Genomic DNA, 27,000 nt, shown 5'->3' on the forward strand with positions numbered 1-27,000 from the left:
ATCCGCACCGGCCGGCCCGCCTGTTCAGGGACCGCTCAGCGGTCTGTCGCTCGGAGGGCCGGCTTCGTGAAGCCCGGCCGTCCGGGTCAGAAGGTCAGCGCCCAGCTGTTGAGCGTGCCCGTGTCGTAGGACGCGACGTCCTGGACGCGCAGCTTCCAGGTGCCGTTGGCCGCCTCGCTGGAGGCGTCCACCGTGTAGGTGGTGTTGACGTTGTCCGCGGAGTCGGAGGAGCTGGAGTTCTTCAGCCGGTAGGCGGTGCCGTCGGGCGCAACCAGGTCGATGACCAGGTCGCCCCGGTAGGTGTGGGTGATGTTCACCGCGACCTTCAGGGTGGCGGGCGCGTTGCCGCTCAGGCCGCTGACCGCGAGGGACGAGGTGATCGCGGAGCCGGCGTCCGGGATGGCGACCGCGGTGGAGTTGGTGAAGGTGGTGCCCCCCGTGGAGCCGCCGGAGCCGCTCACCGCCTGCACGGTCTTCGCCGCGTCCGCGAGGCCGGCGCCGCAGCCGCCGGAGCAGGTGCCCGGCAGCGGGCGGGCGTTGGCCTTGATCGCCGACTCGATCTGCGCCGGGGTCAGGGACGCGTTGGCGGACTTCATCAGCGCGACCAGGCCCGCGATGTGCGGGGTGGCCATGCTGGTGCCCTGGTAGTAGGCGTACGACTCGGTGGACGGCGTCCGGGTGCCGGAGTTCAGCGTGGACAGGATGCCGTTGGCGGTGCCGGTGCTGGTCTGGCCGCCGGGCGCGGAGATGTCCACCAGGGAGCCGTAGTTGGAGTAGGAGGCCTTCGAGCCGGTGCGGTTGGTCGCGGCGACCGAGATGACGTTGTTGCAGTTGCCCGGCGAGTGGTTCGCGACGTTGTCGTTCTCGTTGCCCGCGGCCACGACGACGGTGGTGCCGCGGCTGACCGCCGCGTTGATGGCGTTCTGGGTGGCCGAGGTGCAGGCGCCGTCGCCGCCCAGGGACATGTTGATGACCTTGGCGACGTTGGAGTTGGCGGGCACGCCGGAGACGGTGCCGCCGGACGCCCAGGTGATGGCGTCGATGATGTCGGAGTCGTAGCCGCCGCACTTGCCGAGGACGCGCAGCGGGGAGATCTTCGCGCCGTAGGCGATGCCGGCGACGCCCTTGCCGTTGTTGGTGACGGCGGCGATGGTGCCGGCGACGTGGGTGCCGTGCCAGGAGGAGTTGCTGCCGGGGACGTTGGTGCCGCACTCGTTGTCGGCGTACCAGTCGCCCGGGTCGGCCGGGTTGCTGTCGCGGCCGTCGCCGTCGACGGAGACGGCGGTGTCGGAGATGAAGTCGTATCCGCCGACGATGTTGGCGGCCAGGTCGGAGTGGGCGACGTAGCCGGTGTCGATGACGGCGACGGTGACGCCGCTGCCGGTGGCGATGTCCCAGGCGCCGGGCACGCGCATGCCGGCGGTCTCCTCGAACAGGTCCCACTGCTTGCCGTACTCGGTGTCGTTCGGCGTGGCCATCGGCTTGTTGAGGCGGTCCGGCACGACGTAGGCGACCTGCGGGTCGGCCCTGAACTCGGCGACCACGTCGGCGACGTCCGCGCGGGTGGCGCGCGCGCCGAGGTCGACGAGGGCGGCGCCGGTGCCGAGGCGGCGCCGGAAGTCGGCGTCCGTTCCGGCCTCCTTGCCCTTGGCGGCGGCGTCGGCCTCGGCGGCCCGGTTGGAGGTGGCCTCCTCGGCGCCCGGCTTGTAACCGACGATGAGCCGCTCGGCGGGCACGCCCGGTGCGGCCTCGGTCTGGGCGGCGGGAACGGCGGCCTCGGCCGTGGGGGCCTGCGGGGCGGCGGCGACCGCGGCGGTGGCGGCCGTGAGCAGGGCCGCGGAGACCGCGGCGACGGATATCAGCTTCCGTCCGGTGGCGTGGGGTGTACGCAAGGGCTTTGCCTTTCGTGGCCGATTCCGCGCAGGGCGGAGCGGCGGGTGGACGCGCTTCGTCGTCGAAGCGGAGGGGGGTGTGCCGAAAAGCGGCGCGATGGCCGGCCGTGCGCGGGTCGCCGTCCCACCGGGGTTACCTGTGGGTCAGCTGTGCAGGAACGATAGGCAAACCGCAGGTCGCGGGGATACAGAGGAAACCCTCGATCTGGCCGGAAACTCCCCCTGCCCTACGGCGGGTTGGGCGGGTTTTACGGCCCTTCGTCACCCTCCGGGCGGCCGGTGCCGGCCGTTGAACGCACGGAACCGGATGCCCGTACTGATGGGTGCAGGCCATGCCCCTCCCCCGGCCGAGGAGACCTCCCCGATGCCCCGGAAGACCACGCCCCGCCGCCGTACCGCCCTGGCGGCCACCGCCGCCGCTCCCCTGCTGCTCGGGCTGTGGGCGGCGGGCCCGGCCGGGGCGCACGGCGCGCCGACGGACCCGGTGAGCCGGGTGTACGCCTGCTCGCCGGAGGGCGGCGCGGCGGCCCGGTCGGCGGCGTGCCGGGCGGCGGTCGCGGCGAACGGCGGGACGCCCTTCACGGCGTGGGACAACCTGCGGGTGGCGGACGTCGGCGGCCGGGACCGCCGGGTGATCCCGGACGGTGAGCTGTGCAGCGGCGGGCTCGCCGCCTACCGCGGCCTGGATCTCGCCCGCACGGACTGGCCGTCGACACGGCTGACGCCGGGGACCACGGTGACGCTGCGGTACGCCTCGACGATCCCGCACACCGGCACGTTCCGGCTCTATCTCACCGAGGCCGGCTACGACCCGTCCCGGCCGCTGACCTGGTCGGACCTGCCCGAGCGGCCCCTCGCCGAGGTCAAGGACCCGCCGCTGACGGACGGGGCGTACCGCATCCCGGTCAGGCTTCCGGCGGACCGCACCGGACGCCATGTGCTGTACACGGTCTGGCAGAACAGCAGCACGCCGGACACCTATTACTCGTGTTCCGACGTGGTGTTGGCGGGAGGTGCGCCAACGAGGCCGAAGCCGTCCCAGGCGGCCCCTGCCGCCGGCCCGAAGCCGTCCGGCGCAACCCCCGCCGGCACGACGCCCGCGAGCACGACCCCTGCCGGCACGACACCCGCGAGCACGCCCCCCGCCGGCACCGCGCCCGCACCGACCGCTGTCGTCGGCGCTGCCCGTACGGCCGCGGACACCGGCGGCGCCTCCTTCGCCCCCGGTGCCCCGCTGCTCGCGGGCGGCGCCGCCGCGGTGCTGCTGCTCACCGGGGGCGCCGCCCTGGCCGTACGGCTGCGCAGGCGCTGAACTGACCGGCTTGGTCGCTCAGTTGACGTAGACGGCGGCGCCTCCGGTCGTCACCGGGGCGTACTTCGCGGTGAAGTAGGCGTTCGAGAAGCACAGGGACGAGCCGGAGATCTTCGTGAAGTGCTGGTCGTCGAACGTGATGGAGTTGTCGGCGTTGCTCGCGGTGCCGGACAGGCCCGGGCCCTGGTAGACACAGGTGACGGTGCCGAGCAGGGTGCGCAGCTTGACGGTGGTCTGCACGGTGGAGCCGGCCGGCGGGGTGACATCGAGCGCGCCCGCGGAGGTCACGGTGGCGGTGTAGGGCAGGTGGTCGACGGTGATGCCGCTGACGCCGAGCACCCCGGTGACGTTGCTGGTGCAGCTCGCCGCGTCGAAGGTGTGGGCGGTCACGGACTCGGTGGCCGTGCCGGGCGCGCTGGGGTTGCCGGTGACGGTGGCGGTGAACTGCGAGGACGTGCAGCGCAGACCGCTGGTGCCGTCGGCGCTGGAGTAGAAGGTGGCGGCGGTGCCGCTCGCCAGGGAGGCGGTGAGGACGGAGCCGGTGGCGACCGGGGTGCCGCCCGCGCCGCCGGTGGTGAGGACCGCGGTGTCGGCGGCGGAGGCCGGCAGGGTGGCGGGGAGCGCGAGGGCGACGACGGCTCCGGCGACGGTGAGCAGGCTGCGAGTACGCATGCGGGTGCCTCTTTCTCAGGAAGTGGGGGTCGAACGAGGGCTGCACGCAGGACGCCCGTCGTGCGCCCGGCCGAAGGGCGTGGGGGGTGTGGGGAGACCTTCGGCCGGGCCGGGCGGAAAGGGCTTGTGCCGGACGATGTGTGGCGGCGCGCCACGGGCATGCCGGGCGCAGTGGATCCGGCGCCACGGATCCGGGCTGACGTAGCAGAGTTGTAGACCTGAATTTCTGTCAACGTCAAGGCTTCACAGGGAAGTTGAAGTACGTGCACGGATCATGCACAACACCCTTGACCCCCGACTGTAACCATCGGTAACTTCCGATTGGCTACTACCGCGTAACACGAAAGCCCTTGCGGCCCACGGAAGGTGCGGAGGGCGGGCGCGGCAGTCGCCGTCCGCGCCAGGACATCGCGTCAGTGCACGTCAGTGAAGGTCAGCGCACTCCATCACCCCGCGTTCACCATGCTTACGGGAGCAGACATGGAAAGCGGTTCCGCAGCCAGCGCACCGGAAGAGACGGCGGGCAGCGCCCCGGAGGACACCGAAAGACGCGGCCGGGTCCGGCTGCGGCGCGCCGCCGTGCTCGCGGTGCCCGCGACCCTGGTCGCCGCCGGCCTCGCGGTCCTCACCGCGCAGGGCGCCCTCGGCGTGCAGTTCGCCATCTCCGGCATGCCGTTCACCGTCACCGCCACCGACCTCGAAGGGACCGGCTTCGAGCAGTTCGGCGCGCTGGACAACATGGCGGAGGGCAGCCCCAACGCCGGTGACACCGGCGGTCAGGTGCTGGTCGTCACCTCCGCGATCAAGAACGCCACCCTGACCAAGCTGTGCCAGAGCGTCGACCTCGGCGGCACCAACCTGCTGATCACCGCGGGCGGCGGCAAGGACAAGGTGACCGCGACCGACCTGACCACCGACTCCACCGAGCTGTCCGGCAACGCCGACTTCGGCAACATCGAGATCGGCAACGACGCCAGCACGCTCACCAAGGCCGGGGTGAAGGGGCCGATCGGCGTCTTCAGCCAGCAGGCCGACACCGTGCACATCGGCGACCTGCGGCAGACCAACTACGCCACGACCGCCGCGGTGTTCCGGCTGCCCGGTCTGAAGCTGCGCTTCAGCGACAAGGGCTGCTGAGCCGATGCCCGGGCGCGCACGGACGGGGCCGCGGGCGGCCTTCCGCCGCTGGCGGCACGGGCGGCCGTTCTGGGGTGGGCTGCTGCTCGCCCTGGGCGGCGGCGAGATCCTGCTGACCGAGAAGGCGTCGCTCAAGGTCGTCCTGCACATCGGGATGCAGGGGCTGGCCGGGTATCTGCTGCCGGCCCTGATGGTGCTGCTCGGCGTGCTGATCCTGGTCAACCCGGCCCAGCGGCTGTTCTACTCGCTCACCGGCATCCTGCTGTCCCTGGGCACCTGGCTCACGTCCAACCTGGGCGGCTTCTTCCTCGGCCTGCTCCTCGGCGCGACCGGCAGCTGCCTGGCCTTCGGCTGGCTGCCGGACCAGGAGCCGCGCCGCGGCCCGCTGCGCCGGCGCAGGGAAGCCGCCGCACGACGGCGGTCCCCGGCGCCGGTCACCACGGGCGAGGAACCGGCATGAGTCGGGGCGGGCCCGCGCCCCGACTGCGTCAGGCCAGGCCCGCCGACTCCAGCCACGCCCGGGCCACGTCCAGCGGGTCCTTGTCGTCCAGCTGGACCTGGGCGCCGAGGTCGAGCAGCGTCTTGGTGTCGAGCTTGGCCGAGACGGCGTTCAGCGCGTCGACGCCCTGCTGGGACAGGCCGCCCTTGTAGACGAGCGGCTGCACGTTCGCGAAGCCGAAGAGGTTCTTCGGGTCCTGCAGGACGACGAACTTCTCCTTGGCGATGGTGGGGTCGGTGGTGAAGATGTCCGCGGCCTGCACGGTGTTCTTCTTCAGCGCCTCCTTGGTGAGCGGACCGCCCGCGTCCAGCGCCTTGAAGGACTTGAACTCCAGGCCGTAGACCTCCTTGAGGCCGACCAGGCCCTGCTGCCGGGTCTGGAACTCCGGCGAGCCGCCGATGACCAGGTCCTTCGCGATCCCCTTGAGGTCGGCGATGCTCGACTGCGAGGTCAGCTTGTACTTGCTCGCCGTCTCGGCGTTGAGCGTGACCGAGTCCTTGTCCTGGGCCGCGGACGGCTGCAGCAGCGTCAGCTTGTGGTCGAGCTTGGCGTTGATCGCCGCGGTCGTCTCCTCGGTGCTCTTCGGCGCGGCCTTCTTGTCGAGGTAGGCGAGGAGCGAGCCGTTGTACTCGGGCAGGACCGTGATCGAGCCGTTCTTGATCAGGCCGTACGTCGTCTCGCGGCTGCCGATGTTCGGCTTGTAGGTGACCTTGACGCCCTTGGCCTTCAGTGCCTCGCCGTAGATGTCGGCGAGCAGGATGCTCTCGGGGAAGTTGTTCGAACCGACGACCACGGTGCCGCCGTCGGCCTTGCCGCCGTCCAGCGGGTCGCCGCCGTCGGAGGAGGAACAGCCCGCCAGCAGGCCGGTCGCGGCGAGAAGCGCCGCGGCCGTGGCCGCCGTACCCGAGAGCCTGCTGAGGGACCTGTTGCTGCCGCCGGTAGAAGTCACGGTTCGATCCAAGCCAGCACCTTCTCGATCAGTCAAGCGAATTCGGACCGCCGCGCGGCTTCGTTACGCGGCCGGAACACCCCGGACGCACCCGTCCGCAAGGGCCACGGCGGCCAGGGCAGTTGGGGCGGAGTGAGCCGTCAGCCGCCGCGGCGCACCCCCGGTGACACGGCGAGACGGCCCGCCGCCCAGAAGAGCGCGAGGGTCGCGAGGGCGAGGGCGGCCACCAGGGTGGCGCCGCCCACGACCTTCTCGTAGTCGTGCTGGTAGAGGCCGTCGATGATGTAGCGGCCGAGGCCGCCGAGGCTGACGTACGCCGCGATGGTGGCCGTCGAGACGATCTGCACGGCCGCCGAGCGCAGGCCGCCGAGGACGACGGGGAGCGCGACCGGCAGTTCCACCTGGAGCAGGACGCGGCTCTCGGACATGCCCATGCCGCGGGCCGCGTCCACCGGGGACGGGTCGACGGACCGCACCGCCTCGTACGTGGTGACGAGGATCGGCGGGACGGCGAGCACGACCAGCGGGATCATCACCGGCACCAGTCCGAACCCGAACAGGATGAACATCAGCACCAGCAGCCCGAAGCTGGGCAGCGCGCGGGCGGCGGTGGCGAGGAACGCCAGGACGTTCCCGCCGCGTCCGGTGTGCCCGGTGAGCAGGCCGGCCGGCAGCCCGACGGCGGCGGCGATCGCGAACGCGGTCACCGAGTACCGCAGGTGTTCCAGCAGGCGGGCGGGGATGCCGTCGTAGCCGTGCCAGTGGGCGCCGTCGCCGAAGAAGGCGCTGACGAAGTGGAGTACGTTCACCGGGCTGCGTCCTTGCGTGCGGTGGCGGCCGGTCCGGGCCCGTCCGTGGCGAGGCGGTCCGCGGCGGCCGGGTCCACGGCGGGCCGGGGCCGGGTGCCGCGCGGCATCCAGGGGGTGAGGATCCGGCGCACCAGGACCAGCAGCGCGTCCACGGCGATGGCCAGGACGGCGGTGCTGATGACGGAGAGCCAGATCAGGCGGGGGCGGCCGTACGTCATGCCGGTGTAGAGCATGTTGCCGAGGGCGCCCTGGTTGCCGATCAGCATGCCGACGCTGACCAGGGAGATGCTGGACACGCTCGCCACCCGCAGGCCGGCGACGATCGCGGGCGCCGCGATCGGCAACTGCACCTGGAAGTAACGGCGTACGGGGCCGAGGCCCATGCCGGTCGCGGCGTCCAGGGTCTCCTGCGGGACCGAGCGCACGCCGTCCACGATGGCGGGGACGAGGACGACGAGGCTGTAGACGGCCAGCGGGATCATCACGGTGGTCTCGGTCTGGCCGGTGTAGTCGATGAGGACGACGAAGAAGGCGAGGGACGGGATCGCGTACAGCACGGTCGTCAGCCCCAGCACCGGCGCGTACAGCCAGCGCAGCCGGACACACAGCTGGGCGACGGGCAGCGCGAGCAGCAGTCCGGCGGCGACCGGGATCAGGGCCTCCCGCAGATGCAGGCCGACGAGGCCGAGGTAGCTGTGCTGGAGGTCGCTCGGGAGGTCGAACAGGCCACTCATCGCGCGGCCTTCGCGGCCGTGCCGTCGGTCCCCGGTTCTGCCGTGCCGTCGGGCTCCGCACCGGTCGCGCCCTCGGTCTTCGCCCCCGCCGCGTGGGCGGTGCGGATGGCGTCGCCGATGGCCTGCTGGGAGACGACGCCGGTGACGCGGCCGGTGTCGTCCACGGCGACGGCCCAGCCGGTGGGTGACAGGACGGCACAGTCGAGGGCGGCCCGCAGCGAGTCCCGGCCGGCCACGAACGGACGCCCGTACGACAGCAGTCGGGCGGCATCGACCGGCCCGGCGGCGAGCGCGTCGGGCTCGGCCCAGCCGAGCGGCCTGCCCTCGGGGTCGGTGACGAGCAGGCGGGGGGAGCCGCCGGTGTCCCGGGCGGCGATCTCCTCGGCAGTGGCACCGGCCGGGACGACCGGGCCGGTGAGCAGGTCCAGCCCGGCGGAGGAGAAGAAGGAGAGCCGGCGGATGCCGCGGTCGGCGCCGAGGAAGTCCTCGACGAAGGCGTCGGCCGGGTCGGACAGCAGCTCGGCGGGCGGCGCGTACTGCGCGAGCCGCCCGCCGGTGCGCAGGACGGCGACCATCGTGCCGAGCTTCACGGCCTCGTCGATGTCGTGCGTGACGAAGACGATGGTCTTGCCCAACTCGTCCTGGATCCGCAGCAGTTCGTCCTGGAGGCCCTTCCTGACCACCGGGTCGACGGCCGAGAACGGCTCGTCCATCAGCAGCACCGGCGGGTCGGCGGCGAGCGCCCGCGCCACGCCGACGCGCTGCTGCTGTCCGCCGGACAGCTGGTAGGGGTACCGCTCGGCGAGGGAGGCGTCGAGACCGACGCGTTCCATCAACTCGCGTGCCCGGTCTCGTGCCTTGCCCTTGTTCCAGCCGAGCAGGCGCGGCACGGTCGCGATGTTGTCCACGATGGTGCGGTGCTGGAAGAGGCCGGCGTTCTGGATGACGTATCCCATCGACCGGCGCAGGGTGTTCACGGGCTGCTGCCGGCTGTCGACGCCGTCGATGAGGATGCGGCCCTCGCTCGGCTCGACCATCCGGTTGATCATGCGCAGGGTCGTCGTCTTCCCGCAGCCGGAGGGGCCGACGAGGACGGTGATCGCCCCGTCGGGTATGTCGAGGGAGAGCCGGTCGACCGCCACCGTGCCGTCCGGGTACCGCTTGGTGACTGCATCTATCCGTATCAAAACGCCGAATGCCCTTCGGGTCTGGCAGCTTCCGCCCGCTCGGCTACCGAACGTGATCATGCGGGCGCCGTTGCCGGGCAGTCTAGACGTCGGGTGTGACAGGACTTCGGCGGTGATGTGAAGGACGCCGGCCGGCCGCGGTGGGGCGAGCCGGCCGGCGCGGTGTCTCAGTCCTCCGCGGGGGTCAGCCGCAGGGAGATGGAGTTGATGCAGTAGCGCTGGTCGGTGGGGGTCGGGTAGCCCTCGCCCTCGAAGACATGGCCGAGGTGGGAGCCGCAGCGGGCGCAGCGGACCTCGGTGCGGACCATGCCGTGGGAGCGGTCCTCCAGCAGTTCGACGGCGTCGGTGTCCTTCGGGTCGAAGAAGGACGGCCAGCCGCAGTGCGACTCGAACTTGGTGTCCGAGGTGAACAGTTCGGCGCCGCAGGCCCGGCAGGAGTAGACACCCTGGGTCTTGGTGTCGGTGTACTCACCGGTGAACGCGGGCTCGGTGCCGGCCTGGCGCAGGACGGCGTACTCGGCCGGGGTCAGCTCCGCGCGCCACTGCTCGTCCGGCTTCTCGACGTCGTATGCCATGAGCCTCAGCCCCTCACTTCGCCAGTCGGTCCAGGATGCGCGGTCCGAGGTCGGTGACATCGCCCGCGCCCATGGTGAGAACGAGATCACCGGCCCTGGCCATTCCCGCGACGGCGTCCGGCACCTCGGCCTTGTCGTGTACGGCGGTGACGTCGGCGCCGGCGGCGCGGGCGGCGTCGATGATCAGCTCGCTGGTGACGCCGGGAACCGGGTCCTCGCGGGCCGGGTAGATGTCGAGGACGAGGGAGGCGTCGGCCAGGGCCAGCGCCTCGCCCATCTCCTTGCCCAGCTCCTGGGTGCGGGAGAACAGGTGCGGCTGGAAGACGACGAGGATCCGGGCGTCGCCGGCCGCGCCGCGCATGGCCTCCAGGTCGGCGGTCATCTCGGTGGGGTGGTGGGCGTAGGAGTCGATCACCTGGACGCCGGCCGCCTCGCCCTTGAGCTGCAGGCGGCGCTTGACGCCGGTGTACGCGGCCAGCGCCGGGGCCAGCTCGGCGGCGGGGATGCCGAGCGCGGCGCCCGCGGTGAGGGCGGCGACGGCGTTGAGGGCGTAGTGGCGGCCGGGCACGGAGACGGTGAAGGTGATCTCCTCGCCGTCCAGGCGGACGGTGACCTCGCTGCGCAGGCCCTGCGGCACCACGGACAGGACCCGCACATCGGCGTCCTCGGCCTCGCCGTAGGTGACGACGCGCACGCCGCTGACGCGACGGGTCAGTTCCCGGGCGCCCTCGTGGTCGGCGGAGATCACCAGGGTGCCGCCGGGCACGATCTTCCCGGCGAAGGTCTCGAAGGACTCGTAGATCTCGTCCATCGAGGCGTAGTTGGCGTGGTGGTCCAGCTCGACGTTGAGGACGATCGCGACCTCGGGGGCGTACTTGTGGAAGCTGCGGTCGCTTTCGTCGGCCTCGGCGACGAAGATGTCGCCCTCGCCGTGCAGGGCGTTGGAGCCGGGGGCGTCCAGGTCGCCGCCGATGGCGTACGACGGGTTCAGGCCCAGCTCGCCCAGCGAGACCGCGAGCATGGAGGTGGTGGTCGTCTTGCCGTGGGTGCCCGCGACGGCGATCGGGCGCAGGCCCTCCATCAGCGCGGCGAGCGCGTCGGAGCGGTGGACGACGGGGATGCCCAGCTCGGCGGCGCGGGCCAGCTCGGGGTTGTCCTGGCGGATCGCCGAGGAGACGACGACGCAGCTGGCGTCGTCGGCGAGGTGCCGCGCCGCGTGCCCGATGTGCACGGTCGCGCCCAGCGCCCGCAGCGCCTCGGCGGTGGCCGACTCCTTCGCGTCGCTGCCGGCCACCTTCGCCCCGCGCTGCGCGAGGATCTTCGCGATCCCCGACATCCCGGCGCCGCCGATACCGATGAAGTGCGGTCGCTCCATGGCGGGGGGAAGACCGGGTGCCATGCGTGTCTCCTGCGTACTGGGGTGGGACGGACGTACAGCGCCCCACCCTACTGGCCGTGCGGTGCGCGGCCGGTCCACGGGGACGCGGCGCGGGGAGGCCGCGGGCGGGGACGCGGTCAGGCCTTGCTGTGCGAGAACAGCTTCAGCACCGGGACGCCGACCTTGTGCCGGGCCCGGGAGGCCCAGTCGCGGTGGAAGAACTCCTCCACGTAGTGCGGGTCGGTCAGCACGATCACCTCGTCCGCGCCGACCTCGTCGACGAGGCGCTTGAGCGCGTCCAGCGGGTGGTCCTCGATGAGCCGTCCGTCGGCCGCGCTGCCGGCCGCCCGCAGTGCGGCCAGCGACACGTCCAGCGCCTGCTGCCCCACGCTGCGGGCCTGTGGCCCCTCCGGCGTCTCGTTCTCGCGGGCCGCCTCGTCCAGCTCGCCGAGGGCGATGTCGTCGATGGCCCGCAGCAGGCGGTCGGCCTGGTCGCCGCGGGGCTGGAGCAGCACATGGAAGGTGACCGGCTCGTCGCCGTGCAAGGTGGTGACGAACTCCACGTCGGCGGACGTGAGGGCCTTCTCGATCATCAAAACGCTGGTGAACACCGGGCGCCCCTTCTGCTGTGCGGGCCCCCTGGGCCCTTCGTCCTCCGTGGGCCGCACCAGGCCCTGAGGAAACCATCCTGCCCCGTGATCGCACGGGTACTGCCGGGGATTAGTGTGCCCGGCCGCGGCTAAACGGAACGACAGATTCCGTTAATGTCGGACCCACGGGTGACGATCACCGCGCGGCGGGCGGCCCGAGACCGGCCCGGCCGCCCTCGGCACGCTCATGACCTGCGGTAACGGCTGTACAGGAACCCGTCCTCCTCCAGTAGGGACATCAGTGCGAAGCGGTGCGGAACGGTGACGGAGGGGCCTCCGGCGATGCGCTGGGCGTCGCCTGCGGTGAGCATCGGGGAGACGGTCAGGCACAGCTCGTCCAGCACCTCGGCGGCCACCAGCTGACCCAGCAGCCGGGGACCGCCCTCGGTCAGCAGACGGGTGTGGCCCAGCTCGGCCAGGGCCCGGACGGCCCGGACCGGGTCGACGCCTACCCCGTCACCGGCGATGACCACCCGCGCGCCGGCCTTCTCGGCGGCCGCCCGGCGCTCCGGGGAGGCCGCGGCGCCGGTCAGCAGCAGGGTGGGCACGAGCGGGGAGGTGAACAGGGGCAGCGAGAAGTCCAGGTCCAGGCTGGCGGTGACCACGGCGATGGCCGGCGCGGGGCCCTGCCCGGCCGCCGCGCGCCGCTCCGCGAACTCCTCCCGCGCGCGTGCGGGGCGGTAGCCCTCCTGGCGTACCGTTTCCGCACCGACGATCACCACGTCGGCGAGGGCCCGCAGGGTGCCGAAGACCCGCATGTCCGTGGCGTTGGAGATGGGCTGCGAACGGCCGTCGTGCTGGGCGGCGCCGTCGAGGGTGGACACCATGTTGGCCCGCAGCCAGGGCCGCGGCTCCCCCGGTGGCAGCTGCGGATACGCGTAGGCGTCCGCCAGCTCGGCGAGACTCCACTCCCGCGCCTGGACCGCGGCCCCCACCCCCTCGTCCGTCGCTGGACCGGCCGCTTCTTCGCTCACAGGGAACAGGCGTCGCATGCCGTGCAGTCTGGCACGCCCGTGGCCGGAACGAGTGGGTGGAGGGACGGGAGGGGCCGCGGGTGCGGGCTGGTCGTCTCCGGTGAGGGCGGTGGTGGCACAGGCCACGACCGGCATCGGCCGTCCACCCCCTAGCATGGGGAAACGTGTCGTCCTCCACCCCCGCCTCCGACCTCGCCCCCATAACCGGCGCGGCCCCTCTGTCCCTGTGCGCCCGTGAGCCGCACGTGCCCGCGGACCGGCTGGTCGCCGAGATGGTGCCGCCGCCGCGCTTCGACTCGGTCCGGTTCAGCACCTACATCCCGGACCCGAACCAGCCGAGCCAGACCGAGGCCGTACGGGTGCTGGAGTCCTTCGCGGCGGGCCTCGGCGGCGCGCACGCCACCGGCGGCGGCCGGCGCGGCTTCTTCGGCTTCGGGCGGGCGGCGAAGGCCCCGAAGACCCCGGCAGGTCCCCGCGGGGTCTACCTCGACGGCGGTTACGGCGTCGGCAAGACCCACCTGCTCGCCTCCCTCTGGCACGCCACCCCGGCCGCCCCCGAGCTGAAGGCGTTCGGCACCTTCGTGGAGCTGACCAACCTGGTCGGCGCCCTCGGCTTCCAGCAGACCGTGCGGACCCTGTCCGGCCACCGCCTGCTGTGCATCGACGAGTTCGAGCTGGACGACCCGGGCGACACCGTCCTCGTCTCCACCCTGCTCGGCAAGCTGGTCGAGGCGGGCGTCGCGCTCGCCGCCACCTCCAACACCCTGCCCGGCAAGCTCGGCGAGGGCCGGTTCGCCGCCGCCGACTTCCTGCGCGAGATCCAGGGCCTGTCCGCCCACTTCCGCACCCTGCGCATCGACGGCGAGGACTACCGCCACCGCGGCCTGCCCGAGGCACCGGCGCCCTACGCCGACGAGCAGGTCACCCGTGCCGCGCACGCCACCGAAGGTGCCTCGCTGGACGCCTTCCCGCAGCTGCTGGAGCACCTGGCCAAGGTGCACCCGAGCCGTTACGGCGCCCTCACCGACGGCCTGAAGGCCGTCTGCCTCACCGGTGTGGCGCCGGTGCCGGACCAGTCGACGGCCCTGCGGCTCGTCGTGCTGGCCGACCGGCTGTACGACCGCGAGGTGCCGGTCCTCGCCTCGGGCGTTCCCTTCGACCAGCTGTTCAGCGAGGAGATGCTGAACGGCGGCTACCGCAAGAAGTACTTCAGGGCGATCTCCCGGCTCACCGCCCTCGCCCGCGACGCGCAGCGGCTCGTGCGGTAGTCGATCGCCCCACCTTGATCAAGAGCGGGTTCCGGCCATCGGACCCGCTCTTTTCACGCTCTCTCGCGCTGGAAACCTGTTGTTAACCCAGCAAAGGCCTTTACCGGGTTAACGTCTTTCTTGACCAGTTGTTGACCAAGCATTGGTCCGTACTTGAGACGCGCGAGCTGCCGGAGGGGGGCGTATGTTCCGAGGTGCGACGGCCCGGACGGTGATCGGCGTCCTCGCCGCCGTCCTGCTCGCCCTCCAGATCTTCGCGCCCACCGGAACCTTCGCATCCGCGCATACGGGCCGTCATGCCGAGGCCAAGGCCCTGCCCGGGGTGATCCCCCAGGGCGCGGCACCGCGCGACGAGACGGCGACGCCGCACGACTGCGGCCCCGCCGGCGGCACGGGCGGCACCGGCGGTCCCGTCGGACCCCGCGACCGCCACCGGCACGCCGACCTCTCGCCCCAGGCTCCCGACCGGCCCCTGCCGGTCCCCGATCCGACGGCGGCCGTACCCCGGCCCGCCGTGCCCGCGGCCGCCTACTCCCGACCGTCGAGACCCTCGGCGGACCGCACACCCGCCGCGCTGCAGGTCTTCCGCTGCTGAGCACGGGGCCCTCCCCGCCCCGCCTCTGTCAGTGCGGAGCAGTCTCCGCTCCCGAGCAGAGCCCCACCTCTGTCCACGAGACCCGACGCGCCCCCGTGGGCGCGCCAGGAGGAGTCACCACTCATGCAACCCCTCATCGACAACGCCCGTTCCTTCGGACAGCGCCCTGAGGAGTTCGCCGGGCTGGCCGCAGGCCAGTCGCCGCAGGTCCTGTTCATCACCTGCTCCGATTCCCGGGTCGTCCCGGCCCTGATCACGGGCGCCCGCCCCGGCGAGCTGTTCGAGCTGCGCACCGCGGGCAACATCGTCCCGCCGTACGGCTCGGGCACCCCCACCGGTGAGGCCGCCACCATCGAGTACGCCGTGAACGTGCTCGGCGTGCAGGACGTCGTCGTCTGCGGCCACTCGCACTGCGGGGCCGTCGGCGCGCTGGTGCGCGGCGACGACCTGGCCGCCGTACCCGCCGTGCGGGACTGGCTCGCGCACGCCGCGGAGGATCCCAAGGCGTCCGACCCGCAGGACCCCACCGTCGCCGAGGCGGTGCAGAACCACGTCCTGACCCAGTTGCTGCGGCTGCGTTCCTACCCGTGCGTGGAGCGGCGGCTGACGGCCGGTCAGCTCCGGCTGCACGGTTGGTACTACGAGGTGCACACCGGCCGGGTCCGCGCGCACCGCGCGGAGACCGACTCCTTCGAGGCGCTGTGAGGAGGTGGCGACCATGCTGACATCTCTTTCCAAGTTCCCTTGTCTGAGGCAGGACTTCCTCGCCTCCATAGTCGTCTTCCTGGTCGCCGTGCCGCTGTGCGTGGGCGTGGCGGTGGCCTCCGGGGTGCCGGCCGAACTGGGCCTGATCACCGGCATCGTGGGCGGCCTCGTCACCGGACTCATGCCCGGCAGCAGCCTCCAGGTCTCCGGCCCGGCCGCCGGTCTGACGGTGCTGGTGTTCGAGGCGGTCAGCGAGTTCGGGGTGGCCACGCTCGGGGTGATCGTGCTGATCGCCGGGCTGCTCCAGCTCGCCATGGGCTTCGCGCGGATCGGCCGCTGGTTCCGGGCGATATCCGTGTCCGTCGTCGAGGGCATGCTCTGCGGCATCGGCCTGGTGATCATCGCCGGGCAGATCTACGCGGCGGCCGGTCTGAAGGCCCCGGAGACCGGGATCGGCAAGATCGCCGGGCTGCCCGGAGCGTTCGCGGACACCTTCGGCGACGGCGACGCGCTGGTCTCGCTCGCGATCGGCGCGGGCACCATCGCCGTGATCGTGCTGTGGCGGAAGCTGCCGAAGGCGCTGCGGTCGGTGCCGGGCGCGCTCGCCGCGGTCGTGCTGGCCACGGCCGTCACCCAGGTCTTCGGGCTGAAGGTGGCCACCGTCGAGGTGGAGGGCCTGCTGGGCGTCGTCCAGCCGCCCGGCGCCGAGGCCTTCGGGGAGCTGGCCTCCCCGGCGATCTGGGGCACGATCGTCGCCTTCACGCTGATCGCGTCCGCGGAGAGCCTGTTCAGCGCGGCGGCGGTGGACCGGCTGCACGACGGGCCGCGCACCCAGTACAACAAGGAGATGATCGCCCAGGGCGCGGGCAACACCGTGTGCGGGCTGCTCGGGGCGCTGCCGATGACCGCGGTGATCGTGCGCAGCTCGGCCAATGTGGCCGCGGGCGCGCGGACCAAGGCCTCGCGGGTGCTGCACGGCGTGTGGCTGCTGCTGTTCGCCGCCGCGCTGCCCTCCGCGCTCGCGCTGATCCCGATCCCGGCGCTGGCGGGCATCCTCGTGCACGCGGGCTGGAAGCTGATCCCGTTCCGCCAGATCGCCGACATGTGGCGGGACCACAAGGGCGAGGCGCTGATCCTCGTCGTCACGGCGGTGTCGATCGTCGCGGTGAACATGTTCGAGGGCGTGCTCATCGGTCTGGCCCTGTCGGTCGTCAAGACCGCCTGGGAGGCCAGCCACGTCCGGCTGGAGGTCGTCGACAAGGGCGCCGGCCCCGTCCAGGCGTACCTGACGGGCAATGCGACCTTCCTGAGGCTGCCGAAGATCCTCGACAGCCTGGAGTCCCTGCCGCAGGACCGCCCCGTGGAGCTGGACCTGTCGGGTCTGCACCACCTGGACCACGCCTGCCGTACGGCCCTGGAGTCCTGGGCCGAGCGGCACAGCGCCACCGGTACGGAACCGGTGAAGCTGACGAGGCTGACCACGGCGGCGTAACCGGGTGCCGGTCTCCGGTCTCCGGTCCGCGGGGTGCGGCCCCGCGGACCGGGGAACCGGGCATGTCGCCGTACGGACTTCCGGCCTATCGTGGCAGGAGCAGGCGAAGCGGCCCTCTGCCGGAGGAGGTCGTGATGCTCCAGGAGCTGGTCACGGTGGTGGTGGCGGCCGGTGCCGCGGGCGCGGTGTACGCCGCCGCGGCGGCGCGGGTCGTCAAGCAGTACGAGCGCGGCGTGGTGTTCCGTCTCGGCCGGCTGCGCGGGACCGTACGGCCGCCCGGGCTGGCCATGATCGTGCCCGGCGTGGACCGGCTGCGGCGGGTGAACATGCAGATCGTGACGCTGCCGATCCCGGCCCAGGAGGGCATCACCCGGGACAACGTGACCGTGCGGGTGGACGCGGTGGTCTACTTCAAGGTCGTGGACCCGGCCGCGGCCGTGGTGAACGTCGAGGACTACCGGTTCGCCGTCTCGCAGATGGCGCAGACCTCGCTGCGCTCGATCATCGGCAAGAGCGACCTGGACGACCTGCTCTCCAACCGGGAGAAGCTGAACCAGGGCCTGGAGCTGATGATCGACAGCCCGGCCATCGGCTGGGGCGTGCAGATCGACCGCGTCGAGATCAAGGACGTGTCCCTGCCGGAGAGCATGAAGCGGTCGATGGCCCGTCAGGCCGAGGCCGACCGGGAGCGGCGGGCCCGGATCATCAACGCCGACGCCGAGTTGCAGGCGTCGAAGAAACTCGCCGAGGCGGCGCAGCAGATGTCCGAGACCCCCTCCGCGCTGCAACTGCGGCTGCTGCAGACGATCGTGGCCGTCGCCGCCGAGAAGAACTCCACGCTCGTGCTGCCCTTCCCGGTGGAACTACTGCGCTTCCTGGAGCGCGCCCAGCAGACGCCTCCGGGGCCGCTCCCCGGGTGACACGTGCTACAGGCGTGGTTCCCGAGCCGCGCGTCGGGTGATAGACACAGCGGGTCACAGTTCCTGTCCGCCAGCAGGAAGGTCGCACCGCCATGTCCGCAACACGACGTCAGATGCTCGCGCGCACCGGTGCCCTGGGGGCGGGGATCGCCTTCACCGGCGCCCTGTCCGAACTGTTCGCCGGGACCGCCGCCGCCCAGCCGCTCGGCCACACCGGCTACGGCCCGCTGATCCCCGACCCGGACGGCCTGCTCGACCTGCCGGAAGGTTTCCGCTACCGGGTGCTGTCCCGCGAGGGCGACCAGCTCCGCTCCGGTGAGGGCAGGGTTCCCTCCCACCACGACGGCATGTCGGCCTTCCGGGGCAGAGGCGGCCGTACCCATCTGGTCCGCAACCACGAGAACCGCGTCACGGCGGAGATCCCCGTGCCCACCGTGGCGGGCCTGACCTACGACCCCGCGGGCAAGGGCGGCTGTACGGCGCTGACGGTCGACGCCCGTCTCGACGTGCTGTCGGAGCGGGTCGCGATCGCCGGTACGGCCGTCAACTGCGCGGGCGGGCCCACCCCTTGGGGCACCTGGCTGACCTGCGAGGAGACCGAGGACCGGGCGGGCACCAACGGCTACACCAAGGACCACGGCTTCATCTTCGAGGTGGACCCGGTCGACCCGCACCGCACCGGCGCCGTCCCGCTGACCGCGATGGGCCGCTTCCAGCACGAGGCGATCGCCGTCGACCCGCACCGCGGCATCGTGTACGAGACGGAGGACGCCTTCCTCAAGCCGTTCGGCCTGTTCTACCGGTTCCTGCCGGAGAAGCCGCTCGGCGGCACGGGTTCGCTGCGCGCGGGCGGCCGGCTCCAGGCGATGCGGGTGCCCGGGGTGCCGGACCTGTCGACGATCCAGGAGACCGGCGCCTCCTTCGACGGCATCGAGTGGGTGGACGTACCCGACCCGCTGGCCGCGCAGACGCCCACCCGGCTGCAGGACTACGGCCCGAAGGGCATCACGCACGCGCAGAAGCTGGAGGGCTGCTACTGGGGCGGCTCCTGCGTCTACTTCGTGTCGTCCTTCGCGCGCAGCGCGGACGGCTCGGCGGCCGACCACTACGGCCAGATCTGGCGCTACGACCCGCGACGGCGCCGCCTGACCCTGGTGGTCGTCTTCGGCCCGGACACCGACGTCCAGCTGCCCGGCGAGTCCCCGGACAACATCTGCCTCGCCCCGAGCGGCGGCCTGATGGTGTGCGAGGACGGCAACGGCGCCCAGCACGTCTTCGGCGTCACCCGCACCGGAGAGGTCTACGCCATGGCCCGCGGCCGGCAGAACATCGGCACCCCGGAGGAGCCGGAGTGGGGCGAGTTCGCCGGGGTCACCTTCTCCCCCGACGGGCGGACGATGTTCGTCAACTGCTACACGCCCGGCACGACGTTCGCCGTGACGGGCCCCTGGCGGGGCTGATCACCGCCGGGGGGACGCGGCCGTCTCCCCAGTGAAACGGGGCGAGCGGGGTACTCGTCGCCCCATGTCCGAAAAGCAGCAGGTCAGCGGCTCGTACTGGCTGGAGACGGCCCCGGGCGGGCCGCCGCACCCGGCCCTGGCGCAGGATCTCGTCGTGGACGTCGCGGTGATCGGCGCCGGGGTCGCGGGGCTCAGCACGGCCTGGGAGCTGGCCCGGGCCGGGCTCGGCGTGGCGGTGCTGGAGGCCGGGCGGGTCGCGGCCGGCGTCACCGGGCACACCACCGCCAAGCTCAGCGCGCAGCACACGCTGGTCTACGACAAGCTGCGGCGCACCCGCGGCCGCGAGGGCGCCCGGCTGTACGCGCGCTCGCAGACGGAGGCGATCGAGCGGGCCGCCGGGATCGTGGAGGAGCTGGGCGTCGCCTGCGCCTGGGAGCGGCGCAGCGCCTTCACCTTCGCCCGGGAGCCGGGCCGGGTGGGCGAGCTGCGGGCCGAGGCACGGGCCGCGCGGGAGGCGGGGCTGCCGGCGTCGTTCGTGACGGAGACCGAGCTGCCGTTCCCGGTGGCGGGCGCGGTGGAGGTCACCGGGCAGGCGCAGTTCCATCCGCGCCGCTACCTCCTCGCCCTCGTCGACGAGCTGATCGCCCGGGGCGGCCAGGTGTACGAGAACACGCGGGTGACCGGCCTGCGGGAGGGCGAGCCGTGCCGCGTGACGACCGAGGGCGGTGCCGTGGTCACCGCGAAGGACGTGGTGGTCGCGACCCACTACCCGGTCTTCGACCGGGCGATGCTGTTCACCCGGCTCTCCCCGCGCCGTGAGCTGGTCGTCGCGGGCCCGATCGACGCGGAGCGGGACCCGGGCGGCATGTACATCACGCCCGAGGAGAACACCCGCTCGGTGCGGACCGCGCCGTACGGTCCCGGGCAGCGGTTCCTGGTGGTCACCGGCGAGCACTTCACGCCCGGCACCGGCGACACCCGCGCCCGCTTCGCCGAGCTGGCCGGCTGGGCCACCCGGCACTTCCCGGACCTGCGGATCACGCACACCTGGGCCACGCAGGACAACGACCCCACCGACACCGTGCCGCTGGTCGGCCCGCTGCACCCGGGCGCCCGGCACACGTACGTGGCGACCGGCTTCGGCGGCTGGGGAATGAGCGGCGGCATCATGGCGGGCCGGCTGCTGACCTCGCTGATCCGGGGCGAGCCGTGCGCGTGGAGCGGACTGTACGACCCGCGGCGGATGCGCAGCCAGGTCCGCGAGGCGCCGGCCTTCCTGAAGAACCAGGCCAAGGTGGCCCGGCACTTCGTCGGCGACCGGCTGCGGCCGGGCCGGTCCGTGGCGGACCTCGGCCCCGGCCAGGGCGCGGTGGTCCGCGTCGGCGCGGACCGCCTGGCCGTCTACCGCGACGAGGACGGCGAGACGCACGCCCTGTCCGCGCGCTGCACCCACATGGGCTGTCTGGTCTCCTTCAACTCCGCCGAACGCGCCTGGGAGTGCCCCTGCCACGGCTCCCGCTTCGACACCGACGGCACCGTCGTGCAGGGCCCGGCGGTGAAGCCGCTGGAGCGGCGGCGGCTGCGCGGCCCGGACGAGGAGCCCCCGGCCGGGTGAACCACCGCCGGACGCGGGGCGCGGCGCCCCCGGACGCCCCGGAAGGCATTCGTAATGTCATACGGTGATCAGACCTCTCCGCCGTGTCACCGCCGTCTGTGCCCTGGCCGCCGCCGCGCTCACCGCGTGCGGCACGGCCCCCTCCGGTCCGCCGGCCCATCGGCAGGCCGCCCACCCCGCGCCGTCGGTGGCCGTCTCCCGGCCGCCGACGCTCGCCCCCGGCCCGGCGGGTCTTACCCCCGTCTTCGAGCACGGGCCGCGGGCCGGCCGGGAGAAGACGGTGGCGCTCACCTTCGACGCCGACATGACCGCGGACCAGGGGCCGCGCGCGGCACGGGGCGAGCGCTTCGACAACCCGGGGCTGATCGCGGCGCTGCGCGCGCTGAAGGTGCCGGCGACCGTGTTCATGACCGGACGGTGGGCGGAGCAGTACCCGGTCCAGGCCCGCACCATCGGCCGGGACCCGCTGTTCGAGATCGCCAACCACTCCTACAGCCACTACGCCTTCACCGGTGACTGCTACGGCCTGCCGACCGTCTCCGCGGAGCGGATGCGGGCCGACGTGGAGCGGGCCTACGCCGCCTTCCGCCGGGCGGGGGTGCGGGACGCGATGCCGTACTTCCGCTTCCCGGGCGGCTGTTACGACCGGCAGGCGCTGAAGGCGCTCAGCGGCACCGGGGTCACCGCGGTGCAGTGGGACGTGGTGAGCGGGGACGCGTTCGCCACGGACGCGGACGCGGTGGCCCGGCAGGTCCTGGACGGGGTGCGGCCGGGTTCGGTGGTGGTCCTGCACTGCACCCGCAGCGCCGCCCCGACCACCGAGCGGGTGGTCCGCACGGTCGTGCCCGAGCTGCGGGCGCGCGGCTACCGCTTCGTGAAGGTCTCCGAGCTGATCGGCGCCACCGGCGCCCGGCGCTGACCGGCCCGCGCGCCCTACGCTGGGGGTATGAGCGAGGACTACTGCACGATCGGCACGGCCGAGAAGCCCCCGAAGGCGGACGGCCCGCCGTACGCGGAGTGCGTGCTGTGCCGGGAGCCGACGGAGTACCCGGAGTCGTACAAGGGGATCACGCTCTGCCCGGTCTGCGAGTGGCAGGAGGCGCAGCGCACCGCCTGCTCGGGGTGACGCTCAGGGTGCCCGGCGGGCGGTGAGCGCGCAGGCCAGGGCGGTCGCCCCGGCCGTGAGCAGGGCCGCCGCGGCGAGCGGGAGCAGGGGCAGCGGCACCTTCCCGGACTGCGAGCCGGTGACCAGCCCCTCGACCGCCGCCTGGGCCGGTGACCCCGTCACCACCAGCGCCAGCAGGGCCGCGAGCAGCAGCGCGGGCACGGCACGGCCGGTCGAGCGCAGCAGCGGCCACGCGGTGAGCGCGCCGACGGCCGTGCCCAGCAGGACGCAGACCAGCACGGCGAGCAGGCCCGCACCGGCCGCCGGGAGCAGCGGCACGCGCGTGCGGTGGTCGGTGCCGACCGGGTCGCCGACCAGCGAGACCAGCACGACGGCGGCCGTGCCCAGCACGGTGGCCGTGGCGGCCGCGACCAGCAGGCAGGCCAGGTGGGCGCGGGCGGGACCGGCCGCCGCGGCGACGACCGCGCGGGCCGCGGGCGGCTCGCCCGTGACGCAGATCCGCACCAGCCAGGCGGCGACGGGCAGGAGTCCCGCGGCGGCGTACCCGAGCGAGTCCAGCACCGGCTGCCCGGCCTGGACACCGACGGCGAGGAACGCGGCGTACAGGATCACCGGCGGCAGCCAGCGCTGCGAGCGCAGCAGCAGGGCGGCCTGATAGCGCAGCAGGGCGGTCACGGACGGCTCCTGGGGGTGTCGGCGGGCGGGGAGGCAGGGGCGACGCGGACGACGTGGCGGGGCGGACGGCCGGTGGGCAGGGGGCGCGGGATCGCGGTCACCGGTGGCTTTCGGGGGTGTCGGTGGGCGGGGTGGCGGGGGCGACGCGGACGACGTGTCGGGGCGGACGGCCGGTGGGCAGGGGGCGCGCGATCGCGGTCACCGGTGGGTCCCGGGGGTGTCGGTGGGCGGGGAGGCGGGGGCGACGCGGACGACGTGTCGGGGCGGACGGCCGGTGGGCAGGGGGCGCGGGATCGCGGTCACCGGTGGGTCCCGGGGGTGTCGGTGGGCGGGGTGGCGGGGGCGACGCGGACGACGTGTCGGGGCGGGTCGGCGGTGAGCAGGGCGCGCAGCACGGTGTCGGAGTGGGTCGCGGGGACGGTCAGCCGGTGGGTGCCGGGGGCGGTCTCGGTGGCCGTGGCGGTCATACGGAGCACGTCGGGCGGCGGGGGCGGTCCCTGGACGACGACGGTGACGCACGGGCCCGGCTCGGACGGATCTTCCGCCGGGGTACGGCGGACCAGGGTGCCGTCGGCCACCGTCCAGACCGCGTCGACCGCGCCGGCGAGGCGCCGCGGGTCGTGGTCGACGAAGACGACCGCCCCGCCGGCGGCGGTCCGCTCCCCCACCGCCCGGTCCAGCTCGTCGCGCGCGGCGGTGTCCAGCCCGGTCCACGCCTCGTCCAGCACCAGCAGCCCCGGCTCGGCGAGGAGGGCCTGCGCGACCGCGACCTTCTGGCTGCTGCCCTTGGACAGCCGCGCCAGCGGGGTGCCGGCGTGGGCGTCCGCGTCGAACCGCTCCAGCCAGGCCCGCGCCGCCCGGGCCGCCTCGGGCCGGGACAGGCCGTGCACCGTGCCGAGGTGGGTGAGGTAGCCGGCCGCGGTGAACGGCAGCGCGGCCGGGAAGCGTTCGGGCACATAAGCCGTGCGGGGACGGCCGCTGACCCGGCCCTCGCTGGGCGCGTCGAGTCCGGCGAGGACACGCAGCAGGGTGGACTTGCCGGTCCCGTTGGCGCCCTCGACGCGGGTGAGCGTGCCGGGCGCGACCGCCAGGTCGACATGCCTGATCACCCACCGTCCGCGCGGCCCGTACCGGCGTCCCACGTCGCGGAGTCGAAGCTCACGGTGCATGCGGGCCATCCTCTCGTGCCGTGGGGCACGCCCGGGGGCCGATCGCCGGGAACCGCACAGCCCGTGCGGCTCGGTCGGCGTCCGGGCGGCTTGGCAGACTGAACGGCGTGAACAGTGAAGCGACCCCCGTCCAGGACAGCCCCTTCCGCCCCGAGCGCAGCGACCGCGACACGGCACCGCAGTTCGTGCTGCCGATGGTCGTACGGATCGAGCGCGCCGCCCCGCCCGCGCGGACCGACGCGCTGGAGACCGCGGCGCGTGCCGTGCTGGTGATGCTGGCCGACGAGCGGTCGGTGGGCGACGGCGAGTGGGCGCAGGCCGTGCGGGACTGGCAGGACGCGCGGATCCGCAAGGTAGTGCGGCGGGCGCGGGGTGCGGAGTGGCGGCGGGCCGAGGCGCTGCCCGGGATCACGGTGACCGGCAAGGCGGCCGAGGTGCGGGTCTTCCCGCCGGTGCCGCTGGACGGCTGGCCCAAGGATCTGGCGCGGCTCCAGGTCTCCGGCACCGATCTGGACGACCCGGAGCCGCCCGCGGCGCCGGACCCCGCCGGGCCGGTGCTGTGGATGAGCCCCGAGGTGGAGATGTCGGCCGGCAAGGCGATGGCTCAGGCCGGGCACGGCGCCCAGCTCGCCTGGTGGGAGCTGTCCGGCGAGGAGCGCGCCGCCTGGCGCGACTCCGGCTTCGCCCTCTCGGTGCGCACCGCCGACCCGGACCGCTGGCGTGACCTCACCACCAGCGGCCTGCCGGTGGTGCGGGACGCGGGCTTCACCGAGATCGCCCCGGGCAGCTGCACGGTCGTGGCGGACCACCCGGCGCTACGGCCCTGAGCACCCAACCTCAAATGTTGCTCTGAACCTCCCCGGCCCGCGGTTCGGCACCGCCGGGCGGGGCCATACCCCCCTCACCGAGAAGGAGGGGGAGACATGCGGCGACTGGGTACGGGCATCGGATGGCGGCCGGAGATCGCGGACGCCGTGGAGCGCATGCCGGGCATCGACTGGGTCGAGGTCGTGGCGGAGAACGTGTGCCCCGGCCACCTCCCCGACTCGCTGCGCCGGCTGCGCGAGCGGGGGGTGACGGTCGTCCCGCACGGCGTCTCCCTCGGCCTCGGCGGCGCCGACCGCCCCGACGAGGGACGGCTGCGGGCCCTCGCCGAGCGGGCCGAGGCACTGGGCTCGCCGCTGGTCACCGAGCACATCGCGTTCGTCCGCGCGGGCGGGCCGCTGACCGCTTCCGCGCACCTGGAGGCCGGCCACCTGCTGCCGGTGCCGCGCACCCGGGACGCCCTCAACGTGCTGTGCGAGAACGTCCGTATCGCCCAGGACGCGCTGCCCGTGCCGCTCGCGGTGGAGAACATCGCCGCGCTGTTCTCCTGGCCCGGCGAGGAGATGACGGAGGGCCAGTTCCTGTACGAGCTCGCCGACCGCACCGGCGTGCGGCTCCTCATCGACGTGGCCAACCTGCACACCAACCACGTCAACCGCGGCGAGGACCCGGCCAAGGCGCTCGCCGAACTCCCGCTGGAGGCCATCGCCTACGTCCATGTCGCGGGCGGCTACGAACGCGACGGCGTCTGGCACGACAGCCACGCCCACCCCGTCCCGCGCCCGGTCCTGGACCTCCTCACCGACCTCGCCGCGCAGGTCAGCCCGCCCGGGGTCCTCCTGGAACGGGACGAGAACTTCCCCGCACCGGCGGAGCTGGAGCGTGAGCTGGGATCCATCCGGGACGCGGTGGAGCGGGGCGGGGCGGCGGCCGGGCCCCGGCAGGCCGGGGGCGGGCCGGTGACCGAGCCCCGGCAGGCCTCGCCACGTCAGAGCGGGCACGAGTCGGCGTGCGGCGCGGTGGACGAGGTGCCCCGGCAGCGGCTCGCCCTCGCCCAGACGGCGCTGCTGTCCGCGCTGGTGGCGGGCACCCCCGCGCCGGAGGGCTTCGACCGGGTCCGCCTCGGTGTCCAGTCCCGCGCGCTGGCCGCCAAGCGGGCCGGGGTGGTGGCCAAGGTCGCCCCGGAGCTCCCGGAGATCCTCGGCGAGCTGTACCGCCCCGCCTTCCTCGCGTACGCCCACACCCACCCCATGACCGCGGGCTACCGCCACGACGCCCTCGCCTTCGCCGCGCACCTGCTGCGCGAGCGCCGGGTGCACGACCCGGCGGCGCACCGGGAGTTGAGGGAGTGGTGGCTGGACCGCTCGGGCCCCGAGCCGCGCTCGCACCGGCCGGCGGCCCGGCTGGCGCGGGCCACCCGGAGGGTGCTGCTGCGCAGGTGAGGCGGGCCGGGGCCGCCCGGCACCCGCACCGCCCGACCGGACGGCCGGGCACCCCGCAGTAATATTCGGTGCCGCAAGCAGGAGGGCACCATGCGACCCCGACCCCCCATACCCGGCCGACGATTCTTCAGCGGCACCGGTCTCATCATCACCGGCCTCGCGGCCACCCTCGCCGCCCTGGTGTTCCCGATCTGGTCGTACGCCGACCGCTCCGGCACCGCGGCCGCCACCCTCGACGCCGAGTCCGTGTCGACGCCGTACGGACCGCTGTCCGCCCTGGACCGGGACTTCATCACCAAGGTGCGCCTGGCGGGCCTGTGGGAGCTGCCCGCCGGCGGGCTGGCGCTGCGGAAGGGCACCACGGACGCCGTACGCGTCGCGGGCCGGCACCTGATCGAGGGGCACACCTTCCTGGACCAGCGGGTCCGCGACGTCGGGGCGCGGCTCGGGCTGGCGCTGCCCGAGGAGCCGAACGAGCAGCAGCGGGGGTGGCTGAAGGACCTCACCGCGGCGCAGGGCACGGAGTTCGACCGGACGTTCGCCAATGTGCTGCGGGTCGCGCACGGCCGGGTGTTCTCGGTCGTCGCCCAGGTCCGCGCGGGCACCCGCAACACCCTCGTCCGCGACCTGGCCGACGACGCCAACACCACGGTCCTGGACCACATCAAGGTGCTGGAGGCCACCGGGTACGTCGACTACGACGCGATGGCCCGCGACCTCGCCGCCGACAGCGCTCCGCCGCCCGCCGGCTCCTCGGTGCCGCCCGGCCCGGTGTCCGACCCGCCGCCGGCGCTCCCGGCCACCCCCGGCCCCACGGACCCGGCGAGCCCGGCGAACCCGCCCGATCCGGCGGACCCGGCGACCGGTTACCCGCTGCCGCCGCCTGCCGTCAGTCCGCCGCCGAGCCGGGCCGGGACGACCGGCTGAGCGGGCCAACCGA

27 protein-coding genes are annotated in these 27,000 nt (G+C 73.5%); 15 read left to right on the plus strand and 12 right to left on the minus strand.

Features of this window, described 5'->3' with window-relative positions:
• Positions 1–86: 86 nt before the first annotated feature.
• Positions 87–1,892 carry a S8 family peptidase gene (locus IE308_RS07740; protein WP_190217129.1) on the minus strand — a complete coding sequence of 602 codons (1,806 nt, stop codon included), beginning with the start codon at positions 1,890–1,892 and terminating at the stop codon, positions 87–89.
• 364 nt (positions 1,893–2,256) lie between these two features.
• On the opposite strand from IE308_RS07740, the gene IE308_RS07745 reads away from it, so the two are divergent.
• Positions 2,257–3,204, plus strand: coding sequence for a lytic polysaccharide monooxygenase auxiliary activity family 9 protein (locus IE308_RS07745; protein ID WP_190217130.1), 948 nt, complete (start codon positions 2,257–2,259; stop codon positions 3,202–3,204).
• A gap of 18 nt (positions 3,205–3,222) precedes the next feature.
• Here IE308_RS07745 and IE308_RS07750 read toward each other — a convergent pair whose 3' ends face one another.
• A complete protein-coding gene (locus IE308_RS07750) occupies positions 3,223–3,876 on the minus strand; it encodes a Tat pathway signal sequence domain protein (RefSeq protein ID WP_110632053.1) in 654 nt (217 codons plus the stop codon).
• Between the two features lie 480 nt (positions 3,877–4,356).
• Here IE308_RS07750 and IE308_RS07755 point away from each other — a divergent pair, with 480 nt between their 5' ends.
• Both IE308_RS07755 and IE308_RS07760 read left to right on the plus strand, forming a co-directional pair.
• Positions 4,357–5,013 carry a DUF6230 family protein gene (locus IE308_RS07755; RefSeq protein WP_373314460.1) on the plus strand — a complete coding sequence of 219 codons (657 nt, stop codon included), beginning with the start codon at positions 4,357–4,359 and terminating at the stop codon, positions 5,011–5,013.
• A gap of 4 nt (positions 5,014–5,017) precedes the next feature.
• A complete protein-coding gene (locus IE308_RS07760) occupies positions 5,018–5,473 on the plus strand; it encodes a DUF6114 domain-containing protein (protein ID WP_110632051.1) in 456 nt (151 codons plus the stop codon).
• A gap of 28 nt (positions 5,474–5,501) precedes the next feature.
• Here IE308_RS07760 and IE308_RS07765 read toward each other — a convergent pair whose 3' ends face one another.
• The 8 genes from IE308_RS07765 to IE308_RS07800 form a co-directional block, all read right to left on the minus strand.
• Positions 5,502–6,461, minus strand: coding sequence for an ABC transporter substrate-binding protein (locus IE308_RS07765; RefSeq protein ID WP_190217131.1), 960 nt, complete (start codon positions 6,459–6,461; stop codon positions 5,502–5,504).
• A 140-nt stretch (positions 6,462–6,601) separates the two neighbouring features.
• Complete coding sequence (locus tag IE308_RS07770) at positions 6,602–7,270, minus strand: ABC transporter permease (RefSeq protein ID WP_110632046.1); 669 nt, start codon at positions 7,268–7,270, stop codon at positions 6,602–6,604.
• Complete coding sequence (locus IE308_RS07775; protein WP_110632044.1) at positions 7,267–8,004, minus strand: ABC transporter permease; 738 nt, start codon at positions 8,002–8,004, stop codon at positions 7,267–7,269. Before IE308_RS07775 ends, IE308_RS07770 begins: the two co-directional genes overlap by 4 nt.
• On the minus strand, positions 8,001–9,191 hold the full coding sequence (locus IE308_RS07780) for an ABC transporter ATP-binding protein (RefSeq protein ID WP_190217132.1): 1,191 nt from the start codon (positions 9,189–9,191) through the stop codon (positions 8,001–8,003). Before IE308_RS07780 ends, IE308_RS07775 begins: the two co-directional genes overlap by 4 nt.
• Positions 9,192–9,358: 167 nt before the next feature.
• Positions 9,359–9,766: a peptide-methionine (R)-S-oxide reductase MsrB gene (gene msrB / locus IE308_RS07785; protein ID WP_110632042.1), complete on the minus strand. Its 408-nt coding sequence runs from the start codon at positions 9,764–9,766 to the stop codon at positions 9,359–9,361.
• Positions 9,767–9,779: 13 nt separating this feature from the next.
• Positions 9,780–11,165 carry a UDP-N-acetylmuramate--L-alanine ligase gene (gene murC, locus IE308_RS07790; protein WP_190217133.1) on the minus strand — a complete coding sequence of 462 codons (1,386 nt, stop codon included), beginning with the start codon at positions 11,163–11,165 and terminating at the stop codon, positions 9,780–9,782.
• Positions 11,166–11,281: 116 nt separating this feature from the next.
• A complete protein-coding gene (locus IE308_RS07795; protein WP_110632036.1) occupies positions 11,282–11,755 on the minus strand; it encodes an indole-3-glycerol phosphate synthase in 474 nt (157 codons plus the stop codon).
• Positions 11,756–11,979: 224 nt separating this feature from the next.
• The gene (locus IE308_RS07800; protein ID WP_190217134.1) at positions 11,980–12,786 is read right to left on the minus strand and encodes a pyrimidine reductase family protein; all 807 of its coding nucleotides are present in this window, start codon (positions 12,784–12,786) and stop codon (positions 11,980–11,982) included.
• A 146-nt stretch (positions 12,787–12,932) separates the two neighbouring features.
• On the opposite strand from IE308_RS07800, the gene zapE reads away from it, so the two are divergent.
• From zapE to IE308_RS07845, 9 genes are all read left to right on the plus strand, one after another.
• Positions 12,933–14,036, plus strand: coding sequence for a cell division protein ZapE (gene zapE, locus IE308_RS07805; protein WP_190217135.1), 1,104 nt, complete (start codon positions 12,933–12,935; stop codon positions 14,034–14,036).
• Between the two features lie 184 nt (positions 14,037–14,220).
• Positions 14,221–14,631, plus strand: coding sequence for a hypothetical protein (locus tag IE308_RS07810; protein ID WP_190217136.1), 411 nt, complete (start codon positions 14,221–14,223; stop codon positions 14,629–14,631).
• A 123-nt stretch (positions 14,632–14,754) separates the two neighbouring features.
• On the plus strand, positions 14,755–15,336 hold the full coding sequence (locus IE308_RS07815) for a carbonic anhydrase (RefSeq protein ID WP_110632024.1): 582 nt from the start codon (positions 14,755–14,757) through the stop codon (positions 15,334–15,336).
• Between the two features lie 13 nt (positions 15,337–15,349).
• The gene (locus IE308_RS07820; RefSeq protein WP_190217137.1) at positions 15,350–16,828 is read left to right on the plus strand and encodes a SulP family inorganic anion transporter; all 1,479 of its coding nucleotides are present in this window, start codon (positions 15,350–15,352) and stop codon (positions 16,826–16,828) included.
• Positions 16,829–16,962: 134 nt separating this feature from the next.
• Positions 16,963–17,748, plus strand: a complete 786-nt coding sequence (locus tag IE308_RS07825) for a slipin family protein (protein ID WP_110632018.1) — start codon at positions 16,963–16,965, stop codon at positions 17,746–17,748.
• A gap of 92 nt (positions 17,749–17,840) precedes the next feature.
• Positions 17,841–19,208: a PhoX family protein gene (locus tag IE308_RS07830; RefSeq protein ID WP_110632016.1), complete on the plus strand. Its 1,368-nt coding sequence runs from the start codon at positions 17,841–17,843 to the stop codon at positions 19,206–19,208.
• Between the two features lie 64 nt (positions 19,209–19,272).
• A complete protein-coding gene (locus IE308_RS07835) occupies positions 19,273–20,823 on the plus strand; it encodes an FAD-dependent oxidoreductase (RefSeq protein WP_190217138.1) in 1,551 nt (516 codons plus the stop codon).
• A gap of 64 nt (positions 20,824–20,887) precedes the next feature.
• Complete coding sequence (locus IE308_RS07840; RefSeq protein ID WP_190217139.1) at positions 20,888–21,742, plus strand: polysaccharide deacetylase family protein; 855 nt, start codon at positions 20,888–20,890, stop codon at positions 21,740–21,742.
• 27 nt (positions 21,743–21,769) lie between these two features.
• Entirely contained in the window at positions 21,770–21,949 is a 180-nt protein-coding gene (locus IE308_RS07845; RefSeq protein ID WP_110632007.1) for a hypothetical protein, read from the plus strand.
• Between the two features lie 3 nt (positions 21,950–21,952).
• Here the strand turns inward: IE308_RS07845 and IE308_RS07850 are convergent, their stop codons facing one another.
• Together IE308_RS07850 and IE308_RS07855 are read right to left on the minus strand one after the other, a co-directional pair.
• Positions 21,953–22,624 (minus strand): ABC transporter, encoded by a 672-nt coding sequence (locus IE308_RS07850; protein ID WP_110632004.1) that lies wholly within the window; start codon positions 22,622–22,624, stop codon positions 21,953–21,955.
• Between the two features lie 299 nt (positions 22,625–22,923).
• Positions 22,924–23,793 (minus strand): ABC transporter ATP-binding protein, encoded by an 870-nt coding sequence (locus tag IE308_RS07855; RefSeq protein ID WP_190217140.1) that lies wholly within the window; start codon positions 23,791–23,793, stop codon positions 22,924–22,926.
• 107 nt (positions 23,794–23,900) lie between these two features.
• Here IE308_RS07855 and IE308_RS07860 point away from each other — a divergent pair, with 107 nt between their 5' ends.
• The 3 genes from IE308_RS07860 (at position 23,901) to IE308_RS07870 (ending at position 26,987) form a co-directional block, all read left to right on the plus strand.
• On the plus strand, positions 23,901–24,620 hold the full coding sequence (locus IE308_RS07860) for a peptidyl-tRNA hydrolase (RefSeq protein WP_190217141.1): 720 nt from the start codon (positions 23,901–23,903) through the stop codon (positions 24,618–24,620).
• A 96-nt stretch (positions 24,621–24,716) separates the two neighbouring features.
• Positions 24,717–26,060, plus strand: coding sequence for an MbnB/TglH/ChrH family RiPP precursor modification enzyme (locus IE308_RS07865; RefSeq protein WP_190217142.1), 1,344 nt, complete (start codon positions 24,717–24,719; stop codon positions 26,058–26,060).
• 90 nt (positions 26,061–26,150) lie between these two features.
• A complete protein-coding gene (locus tag IE308_RS07870; RefSeq protein WP_190217143.1) occupies positions 26,151–26,987 on the plus strand; it encodes a DUF4142 domain-containing protein in 837 nt (278 codons plus the stop codon).
• The last annotated feature ends 13 nt before the right edge of the window (positions 26,988–27,000 follow it).

The organism is Streptomyces griseosporeus (assembly GCF_014656055.1).
Classification (GTDB): Bacteria; Actinomycetota; Actinomycetes; order Streptomycetales; family Streptomycetaceae; genus Streptomyces; species Streptomyces griseosporeus.